11 protein-coding genes are annotated in these 9,331 nt (G+C 61.0%); 9 read left to right on the top strand and 2 right to left on the bottom strand.

Translation table 11 applies throughout. The features are described 5' to 3' along the window. Nucleotides 1–443 precede the first annotated feature (443 nt). A complete protein-coding gene (locus QTH97_RS34575) occupies nt 444–758 on the top strand; it encodes a hypothetical protein (protein WP_286573141.1) in 315 nt (104 codons plus the stop codon). Next, complete coding sequence (locus QTH97_RS34580; RefSeq protein ID WP_286573143.1) at nt 755–1,264, top strand: hypothetical protein; 510 nt, start codon at nt 755–757, stop codon at nt 1,262–1,264. The genes QTH97_RS34575 and QTH97_RS34580 overlap by 4 nt, the downstream gene beginning before the upstream one ends. Nucleotides 1,265–1,270: 6 nt before the next feature. Here the strand turns inward: QTH97_RS34580 and QTH97_RS34585 are convergent, their stop codons facing one another. Then, nucleotides 1,271–1,393 carry a hypothetical protein gene (locus QTH97_RS34585; RefSeq protein ID WP_286573144.1) on the bottom strand — a complete coding sequence of 41 codons (123 nt, stop codon included), beginning with the start codon at nt 1,391–1,393 and terminating at the stop codon, nt 1,271–1,273. A 273-nt stretch (nt 1,394–1,666) separates the two neighbouring features. On the opposite strand from QTH97_RS34585, the gene QTH97_RS34590 reads away from it, so the two are divergent. From QTH97_RS34590 to QTH97_RS37230, 4 genes are all read left to right on the top strand, one after another. Next, complete coding sequence (locus QTH97_RS34590) at nt 1,667–1,873, top strand: hypothetical protein (RefSeq protein WP_286573145.1); 207 nt, start codon at nt 1,667–1,669, stop codon at nt 1,871–1,873. Next, entirely contained in the window at nt 1,870–2,760 is an 891-nt protein-coding gene (locus QTH97_RS34595; RefSeq protein WP_286573146.1) for a DUF4238 domain-containing protein, read from the top strand. The genes QTH97_RS34590 and QTH97_RS34595 overlap by 4 nt, the downstream gene beginning before the upstream one ends. Before the next feature lie 730 nt (nt 2,761–3,490). Continuing rightward, on the top strand, nt 3,491–4,375 hold the full coding sequence (locus QTH97_RS34600; protein ID WP_286573148.1) for an exonuclease domain-containing protein: 885 nt from the start codon (nt 3,491–3,493) through the stop codon (nt 4,373–4,375). Next, nucleotides 4,362–4,697: a YdcA family protein gene (locus QTH97_RS37230; RefSeq protein WP_506555392.1), complete on the top strand. Its 336-nt coding sequence runs from the start codon at nt 4,362–4,364 to the stop codon at nt 4,695–4,697. The genes QTH97_RS34600 and QTH97_RS37230 overlap by 14 nt, the downstream gene beginning before the upstream one ends. A 282-nt stretch (nt 4,698–4,979) precedes the next feature. Here the strand turns inward: QTH97_RS37230 and QTH97_RS34605 are convergent, their stop codons facing one another. Continuing rightward, nucleotides 4,980–5,930 carry an IS110 family RNA-guided transposase gene (locus QTH97_RS34605; RefSeq protein WP_286573149.1) on the bottom strand — a complete coding sequence of 317 codons (951 nt, stop codon included), beginning with the start codon at nt 5,928–5,930 and terminating at the stop codon, nt 4,980–4,982. Nucleotides 5,931–6,155: 225 nt separating this feature from the next. On the opposite strand from QTH97_RS34605, the gene QTH97_RS34610 reads away from it, so the two are divergent. The 3 genes from QTH97_RS34610 to QTH97_RS34620 all read left to right on the top strand — a co-directional run bounded on the left by QTH97_RS34610 (nt 6,156) and on the right by QTH97_RS34620 (nt 8,960). Beyond that, nucleotides 6,156–7,010 (top strand): DUF6880 family protein, encoded by an 855-nt coding sequence (locus tag QTH97_RS34610; protein ID WP_286573150.1) that lies wholly within the window; start codon nt 6,156–6,158, stop codon nt 7,008–7,010. Nucleotides 7,011–7,032: 22 nt separating this feature from the next. Beyond that, entirely contained in the window at nt 7,033–7,632 is a 600-nt protein-coding gene (locus QTH97_RS34615) for a DUF6880 family protein (RefSeq protein ID WP_286573152.1), read from the top strand. A gap of 305 nt (nt 7,633–7,937) precedes the next feature. Continuing rightward, a complete protein-coding gene (locus QTH97_RS34620; RefSeq protein WP_286573154.1) occupies nt 7,938–8,960 on the top strand; it encodes an IS110 family RNA-guided transposase in 1,023 nt (340 codons plus the stop codon). The last annotated feature ends 371 nt before the right edge of the window (nt 8,961–9,331 follow it).

Here is a 9,331-nt window from a genome sequence, read left to right on the forward strand (position 1 = left end):
CCGTCCCTCGGAAGATCGGGACGTCGGTCGGGCCCAGTCGGCATCTCGCGGAATGGACTTTCAATCGGGAACCGTCATAGCGCCGGCCATGCGCCCCGCCGGTTCCGAAGCGTCTTGGCTTGGCTACGTCGGGAGCGCCATGCGGATTCAGCCCGTGGCTTCACAGAACGGGCATGGAACAGAAGTAGGCGAGTGCGGGCAACTGGAATGCCACGTAGTGGGCTTCATCGTCCTCCAGAGGCCCGATGGCCGAAGGTTTCACGAAGATTGACTACGCCGCTAGACGAGTGAGCGGCAGCGTCGGCGCAGTACTTCGCCAAGATGAAGGCCGGTTCCGGCGCGCGCCGGGCAGTGCAGTTGCCCAAAGCGTGAACTAGTCGTCACGGATCGGAGGTTCCGCCGCCTAGACTTGCGGCCATGCTGAAACTTCATCACTTCCCAGAATGAAAACTGCTTCCGCCAAGGAATTGCTCGAAGGCATGGGCGCATTGCTCAACGCGGCTGCGCTCAACAAGATCCTGCTGATGATGGGATTGGCCGAGGAGATCGAATATCTCTCGAGCACGGGCAGCGGCGAGGTCAAGAGCTACACCCGCCTGACCGAGCGCGGACTCGCCTATGGTAAGAACAAGGAGAGCGGGTTCTCCGAAAAGACGACCATGGTTTTCTATGAGAGTGGCTTTCGTTCCCTCTACGTTGCGACCTGCCAAGCCGTTTCGGAACACGCGCATTCTTTGATCCCGGAAGCCCACGCATGAACGACATGGCGGAACTCGTCGCTGTTGCCGATTCGGCCCAGGCGCGCGAGGTGCAGATTGCCCCTTGCAAGCGGCGCAAGTCCCAGCAGCTGCCGGACCCCGCCGCACTCTTTGCTGGCTGGGCCTTTCGCATCGAACAGCATCATTGGGCGACGCTGGGAGTGACCAAGCGCACCTTCAAGCGCAACAAGATAGCGTACATGGCGTGGGCGATGGACGTGCCCCGCCAGTATTCATTCGAGCAGGGCTATCTCTTCTACTCGGTCGACCGCGCGCGCTATCTGCAGATCGCGGCGGTGACCGCGGAACAGCTCGAGGTGCACACCGGTCTGTTGGGCCAGGGCCAGCAGCGCCATGGATACAGGCTCGACGAGCAGGAAATGGTCCATTGGCTCGAGACCGGTCAGGGGCCGCCCGAGACGCGCCGCCTGTTCAAGGGCGAAGGCAAGGCAGGCCTCTTGGCTTGGAGGGTGGTCGGGCCCGATTCGGAAGCAATCCGCGAATGAGGCTTTTCACTTGAGCAAGCGCAAGGCCTCGTGCCGGCGCTCGAGCGGCGAGTCCGGCAAGGCCTCGTCGAACCCGAGCGTGCCGCTAATGACCTGCGGCGCCAGCGACGGCAGAGGCTCGTTCACCATGCGCGCCTCTTGCACACGCTCATCGACAACTGGCGAGCAGGATCGCCTCTGGCGCTTTGTCAGGTCGTGCCGATCGAGGTGCCGTGAAGGCAAGCCTGCGGGCAAACCAGTAGCGGCAGCGAGAGGACCGGCGGATAGGCTAGACCTCCAGCGGCTTGCCCGAGATGCTTGCGGCACCCCAGGCCGGCCTGACCGTCAACACTTTCAAGGAGTGGCAATGGCTTCGAGAACTTCACGGGCAGATGCTGCGCCCGCCCAGATGAGCGAACTGAGTTGCGCAATCGGCTGGACGTTGCTAGCGACGCCGCGACGCAGGCGTCGACGCTGTTGGAGGTACTCCTGCCCCTCGAAGACCTCGACGATCGCGACTTGGAAGATCGCGCGTGGACTGCCGCCATGCTGCTTGCGGGCATTGGCAAGCAGACCGCCGATTTCAAGATTTCGCTGAACGATCTCAATGGGCAGATCACCGGGCGATGATGCGCGACTCACAGCCGTACACCCGTCAGCACTACGTTCCGAAGTTCCTCCTCCGGCAGTGGCACACACCGCCCGATGACATGTTGTCGCTTCACCAGCGCGTGCGCGGTGAGTTCGTCGTCAAGCGAGCTACTGCCAACAATGTGGGGTTCGAGCGCCACCTCTATTCGATCATGATGCCGGGCGGGTTCATGGATACGACGATCGAACGCGAGTTCATGGGGCCCCATGTCGACGACCCTGCGGCCAAAGCCCACGTGATTCTTGAGAAGGGTGTCAGGGGCCTCGAGGAGGATCAGCATGGCGCATGGGCGCAATGCATCCTCTCGTTGATGATGCGCGTGCCCAGGATGATGGAAATGCTGCATACCAAGGCCAACGGCGTTCTGGGACAGATCCTTGACCACGACCCCACAGTAGGCCAGCGCCCCGACGCGCCCAACATGACCTCACGCGAATGGGTCGCCTCCAACTGGCCAGAGGCATACAGCGAACTCGCCGTGCGTGTATTGCCTCAGCTCATTCAGTCCGACCTCTTGCATTCGGGCATGAAAAAAGGGCACTGGGCGACCCGCACCATCGCAAGCAGTTGCCCGTTCGACCTGGTCATTGGGGATCACCCTTTGATGTACCACGGCACGTTGGAAAAGTCATTCCTCATCGCGCTCCCCTTGTCGCCGCGCTGCGTATACCTGCACTTCGACCATCCGAAGACGTGGGAGGACCTCCAAAATCTCGGCGACGCCGAATTCGCCAAGCGGATGAACCTGGAATCCGTATCGAGGGCCGAGCGCTTTGTCTTTGCGGCGGGCGGCCGACACGCGGCGTTCATCGAAAAGCACCTGAAAGCCGCGCCCGGATTGACCACAGAACGGGGTGCCCCATGAGCTTTCCGCTGTATGACGCTGCAGGCCCTTTCCACCTCGCGTCTATGACCTTGAGTCGTCGTTTCGAACGCGATGGCCACAGGCGAACCGAGCTGACTCGTCCGCTTTCTCGCGGAGATGGAAGAGCAGGCGATCGTGCGGCTGGCGCAATGGCCCAGAACTCTACGACCGGTTGGGAAGAATCCGAGCCGCCTCGCGCGCGCCTTCAGCGCGCCATTGGCTTGGCGATTGCCTAGGACCAGGAACCTCAACGTACCTCGCTTGGCTCACAGAGTTTTCTGCGACCCCTTCACTCCGCGTCAGAGAATCAACCATTCCCCCAAAGAATCAGAAAGACATTCCATGACGCGAGTATCCCATTCAGTAGATGAACCACTTCCGCCCCAAGCTACATGGGGCGAGCGATGGGAGGGCACGGACAGAGGGCTGATTTGTTGTTGGGCGAGAGGCATCGCAAAGGCCAAAGAGTCACCGACGATGCGGGAGGAAGCTCTTAGAGGGGAGTTCCGTCCTTTGGCTTGGAAAGGTGGTGCTGACAAGCCACTGAAGGCCGGCAAGTGCGTTGGCTCCTTGCACTACCTTGCGACATGGCAAGGACTTCGTGGCGAGAACCTCGACATTGACACAGACGCCTCCGTCATTCTCACCTGCACTCGCTTCCAAACGCAGGTGACGTTCAAGAGCGACGTTCAGGCACTGGCGCTGGCGCCGATCGAGGAGGGTTGACGGGATGGCACGATTCGTAGCAATCGACGTCGAAACAGCCAATTCCCGGCGCTCATCAATCTGCCAGATCGGCCTCGTGGTCTATGAGAACAGAAAGATCGTCGACGAGTGGACAACCCTGGTTAATCCCGAGGACGAGTTCAATGTTATCAACGTGGGGATACACGGCATTGGGCGCAAATCTATTCAATCAGCGCCCACGCTGCCAGAGGTTTTCATGGAGATGCAAAGGCGCTTCGCGGGTGCATGTGTCGCGAGCTACGGAGACTTCGACCGCAGCGCGTTGTCACAAGCGGCAACGCGATATGGCTTATCCACTTTCGAAGGCCAATGGCTTGATCTACAGCATGTGGTCAAAGGCGCTTGGCCCGCAGAGTTCAGTACGGGTGGCTGGGCACTAAAGAAGGTCTGCGCGCGGCTTGGAATTGAGCTGTTCAATCATCACGAGGCCCTCGCCGATGCGCGCGCCGCCGGGGACGTGTTCGTCAAGGCGCAGGAGACGACGAACACTTGGGCGCGCGACTGGCTCGGTATGGGAGGTGCCACGACGACCGGTGGCAGCAGGTTGAGACCCGAGAAGGTTGCGGCGGCGATCCCGAATTCCTCTGGTCCGCTAGCCGGCACTCGGATCGTCTTTACGGGAGAGCTCGCGATGCCGCGAGGAGTTGCGGAAGCAAAGGCCGCATCGCTGGGGTGCCGATGCACAAGCGGCGTCTCCAAGAAAACCGACTTTGTCGTGGTGGGAGACCAGGATCTTTCGCTGGTCGGCCCAGATGGAATGAGCACCAAGCAGCGCAAAGCCGCTCAACTGCAAGCGGCCGGCGCGCCGATCAAGATCCTGGACGCAGCGGAATTCGAGGCGCTCCTGCGGCAGTATGGCCATTCGTAGAGGTTTCGCGTCAGGTAGGGCGTTGCTTTGCGCAGGGCTTCTGCTGGTCGCCCATGGCGCGTATGCGAACTATCCCTGCTCAGGGAGCAAAGGTGGCGTTGCACATTGCGCTGGTTCCAAGTTCGCGTGCAACGACGGCTCGATCAGCGCTTCGAAGAAGATTTGCTCGGGCGCGTCGCCCAACGCCGGCTCGAGGTTGATGGAGCTGCCGCGATCCCATGCTGATGAATGTTCGTGCCGCGCTGGCAACATTTGCATTGGGCCGCGCGGGGGGCGGTACTGCCTGAGCGACAGTGGGACCAAGAGCTATGTCGGACGCTAGCCCGTCTCTCGGCGTTAGGCCATTCTGCCCTCCTCGCGCTAGGTTGGAATCGGTATGATGGACGTGCTGAATTCCCTACTCGCTCGGCGGCGCCCCATGCCCAGCAGCGTTTGACATAATTGTGATTGCTTAATTTTTAAGCAGCTAGTTTGGCGCTGCCTGGCATTTTCGGCCGACGGTCCAACCGCGATCCGTTTGAGGGCTGTCGCTGCCGCCACGCTGAGTTACCGTTCCAGAACTCGTCGCCGGCCTCCTCCTCAGCAACCATCTTGAATGACTAACTCAAGCAATGCCCGCAATCTCGTGGCTCCAAGGCGACTTGGTGCGAGCGATGGCGTTCAGGATGATCAGCAGCTTGTGCATACAGGCCACGAGGGCGACCTTCTTGGGTTTGCCGGCGGCCAGCAGCTTTGCGTAGAAGGCTTTGAGCACCGGATTGAAGCGCGTGCCGACGAGCGCAGCGACGTAGAGCACGCGACGCACATCGGCGCGCCCGCCGAAGATATGGCGGTGGCCGCGCAGAGTGCCCGAGTCTCGGTTCATTGGCGCCAGGCCTACCAGCGAGGTGATCTGCTTGCGGTTGAGGTGGCCGAGTTCGGGCAGTTGCGCCAGCAGCGTGCTGGCGGTCGTGGGGCCAACGCCTTTGACGGAGGTCAGCAGTTTGGCCAGGTCGGCGTGGGGAGCCTGTACATGTTCGCGCAGTTGCCCGTCCACGTCGTGGAGCTGGGCGGCGATCGCATCCATGATCGCCAGGATGCTGGCCTTGGCCTTCGGGTGGGCCAGCGCGAGGCGCTGGCGTTCGGCCACCAGCATGGCGACCAATTGGCGTCGACGCGTTACCAGCGCGGTAAGTTCGCGCTGCTGCTCATCGAGCAGTGCACGCGGCTCGTGACCCTGCGCGTCCAGCAAAGCAGCGAAGCCACGCAACACCTGCGCGTCGATGCGATCGGTCTTGGCCAACTTGCCCATGCAGCGCGCAAAGTCGCGTGCCTGGCGCGGGTTGATGACCGACACACGCAGGCCCGCCGCAGCCAGCGCGAGCGCCAGGAGCCGCTCATGGCCGCCCGTGGCCTCCAGCAGGATCAGGCGCGGCGCCAGCGGCACCAGCACCTGGCACAGCTCAGCGTGGCCCGCCTCGTCATTGCCCAGACTCAAGGTTTGCGCCTCGCCGCTGACAGCCACCTCGAAGCTGGCCTTGGCGACATCGATGCCCACGTAGACAGGTTCACTCATAGCGGTTCTCCGGCTCCCAGCCTTATGAATACGAAATGTGTTCGTTCAACCATTCGGGATGCAGCAGAACAAAGAGACCACCACCGCGCGCCCTGTGCTGAAGTTCGAGCTCGGGCTCGCAGGAGACCCAGGCTACGCGGTGGCGAGTCAACCCGTTCACTGATCGACGCGCTTGCCTGCTCATCGACCACTGAAGTTTGAATTATTTGAAAGATATAAGGAGACATGCGAGTTCAACGTCGAATGGACGCGGCCGCGGAAGACATGCCCAAAGCTCCTGCTGAAACCCTCGGCGCCTTCTTGCATCGTCAGGAAGTTGCGACGCTGGTCGACGTCCTTGTCGAACTTGCGGAGGTCGATGAAGCGGTCAAGGACCGCCTGCTCCGCCTTCAATTGTCCGATCGCCCGGAGAAGTTGGCTGCCGGTTTCAAGAAGACTCTTGCGGCGTGGCAACGATCGACGCGGTCCTACTCCTATCGCGAAGCGCCCGGTTATGGTCGGAAGCTCCAGACGTGGCTGGATCAGGTGGCACGCGAACTGGTGCCCAAGGACCCCGCAGCCGGCCTGGCCTTGTTTGAAGCCTTCATCGAGGCGGACGAGCAATGGTTCGAGCACGGCGACGATTCCGGAGCCGACATCGGCGACGCGGTACGTTCAGCCTGTAGGCATTGGCTTCAAGCGGCTGCGAAGTGCGAGACTCCGGCCGACGTCTGGCCCGATCGCCTGATGACGCTGTATCTAGAAGACAACTACGGCGCGCGAGAGGAATTGCTCCGAAGCGCCAACCTGCTGCTCGGGCAATCGGCGCTTCGCGTCTTGGCGGATCAGTTCGAATCCAGGATGGCCAACGTTCTCGCTGGTGCATCCAATTTGCAGAGGCTCCCGCATGAGGTGTTCCACCTTTCGGCCGCGCTCTCGTTGCTTTCCGAAGCGCTTGGCGATCCGGATGTCTCGGTGAGAGCGGTGTTGCAGTACAGCCCAGAGCCTAATGAGTTGCAGAAGCAGTCCTTCGTGGAGGCCTATTTCGACGCGGACCGCCCCGAGGGATGCGCTTCCATGGCTCGAGGGCGATTGGGATGACAAGGAAGAGATTCGCGAAGGCTTGCTGGCCGACGCGTTAGAGCGGCTGGATCGCTTCGAGGCAAGCGAACCGATTCGCCGGCACATGTTCGAAAAGCATCCTTCGGTATTCCACCTCCGGCAATGGCTGCAGCATCTCCCAGGAGCGAACCACACTGACGCGTTACAACGCGCGCGCCAACTGGCGCTTCGCCTGTCCGATCCAGTGACGGCAGCAAGTTTGCTCATCGAAGTCGGCGATATCGATAGTGCCGAAGCCGGGCTCGTCGCGGAAGCGGAGAATCTACGGCACAACGACTTCTACACGTTGGAAACCTTGGCAAAGGTTCTGCGCGCTCGGCAGCGCTGGCGCGGAGAGACGGTCATCTACCGCGCGCTGTTGCTTGATATCCTGGCGCGCGCATACGCCAAGGCTTACCGGCACGGTGCCCGCTACTTGGCGCGGCTCTGCGAGATCGCCGAATCCGGCGCCGTACTCGCCCCGCTGCGATCACATGAAGACTTTGTTGCTGAGGTGCGGCATCGGCACGGACGCAAGCCGGCTTTCTGGGCTCAGGTGAACGGAAGGCGCGCTGGGACTGTTGCTACGGAGAACGACGACGGAGATTTCGAACTCAACTAATTGCACCTTGACGTGTTTGAGGCTGCCAGGTTCGCCAACTGCAACGTCGGAGAGCTTCTCGGACGACTGCTTTCGAGCGGCTGCCGTGTCCGGTGTACAGCTGCAATGGGCCCGGTGCGGACTTCTCCAAGCCCACCGGGAACGGCAGGTCTCCCGCATCAAACGGACCTAGCCTCGATGTCGGCAAACGCTGGAGATGGCATGGACACCGCCCTCTTTTTGGTCACGTGGAGGACCTAAACGGCGGCGGGTGTGTGAGAGTGAGTGAGGATTCCATCCTTCTCACTTCCGACTGGAGGCCTGACATGAATGCTACGACCTATGGATTGGATGTCGCAAAGAGCGTGTTTCAGCTGCACTGGGTCGATGCGCAAACCGGCGAGATCGTAAATCGCCGATTTACCCGCGGAGAGCTCCTCAAGTTCTTGTCAGCTCGACTGCAGGGGCGCGTGGCGTTGGAAGCCTGCGGCAGCGGGCATTGGTGGGCGCGCAAGATCAGAACGATGGGCCACGAGGTTGTCTTACTGCATCCGAAGTTCATCCGCCCCTTCGTGCAAACAAACAAGACTGACGCTGCGGATGCGCGTGCGATCTGGACTGCCGTGCATCAGCCAGGGATGCGCACAGTCGCGGTGAAGTCGGAGGAACAGCAAGCGATGCTGAGTCTGCATCGAGTGCGCGCACTCTTACTCAAATTCCGCACGATGCAAGTGAACCAGTTGCGAGGGTTGCTTTACGAGTTCGGAGCGACATTCAGAGCAGGTCGTGTCGCCGGTCTGGCCGAGATCAGGGGGCGCATGGCCGAGTTCGAGAGCCAGCTACCAGGCTCGATGCTGTCCTGTCTGCAAGAGCAGCTTGGGCGTATCGATGGACTCCAGCAGGACATTGATCGACTTGAGGCGCGAATAGCCGCTTGGCAGAAGCAAGATCAGGCCTGCCGCGCGATCGCCGATGTACCCGGCATAGGTAAGCTGACCGCGACTGCTTTGGTGGCAACGATGGGTGACGCCGCGATGTTCAAGTCTGGGCGTGAGTTCGCCGCATTCCTCGGCCTGGTGCCTCGCCAAAGCGGAACGGGAGGCAAGGTTCGACTGGGCTCCATCTCAAAGCGAGGCGATCCGTATTTGCGAACGCTGTTGATTCACGGGGCGCGGTCGGTCATGTTTCACACCAAGGTACCGACGGCTTGGCAAAGGGAAATACTAGCGAGGCGACCAGCCAACGTCGTTGCGGTCGCACTCGCAAGCAAGATGGCTCGCACGGCGTGGGCGATTCTGGCGCGGGGTCAGTCCTACCAAAAGAACTTCGTTAGCGTGAAGCCAGCGTAGAAGGACAGAGAAAGCACGGAACATTGGTTGGTTGCTGAGGTCGATTCAAAGTGATGGCAAGACAGGTCGGACCGCGAGAACTCAAACCTGAACACAGGCTTGCGCTCAAAGGCGCGTGCTGGAGATGAGGACGTTCTTGGCGAATTCCATCAGGGCCCGCAGGCTTCGGCTTGCATGACAAGGCCGGATATAAGACTGCAGCCGATACCCGTCGAGACGGTCACATGAGAATCAGCTTGGCAAACCGGGCGGTGTCCATATAAGCCTGTGTGAGAACGGCCGCCATGGCGGTCACCCGCGCCAGTAGACGATCGCCGGCCATGGTGGTCGTCCAGTAGTACGGCGAGGTCGAGATGCTTACTTGAGGTGGA

The organism is Variovorax gracilis (genome assembly GCF_030317115.1).
Lineage (GTDB): Bacteria > Pseudomonadota > Gammaproteobacteria > Burkholderiales > Burkholderiaceae_C > Variovorax > Variovorax gracilis.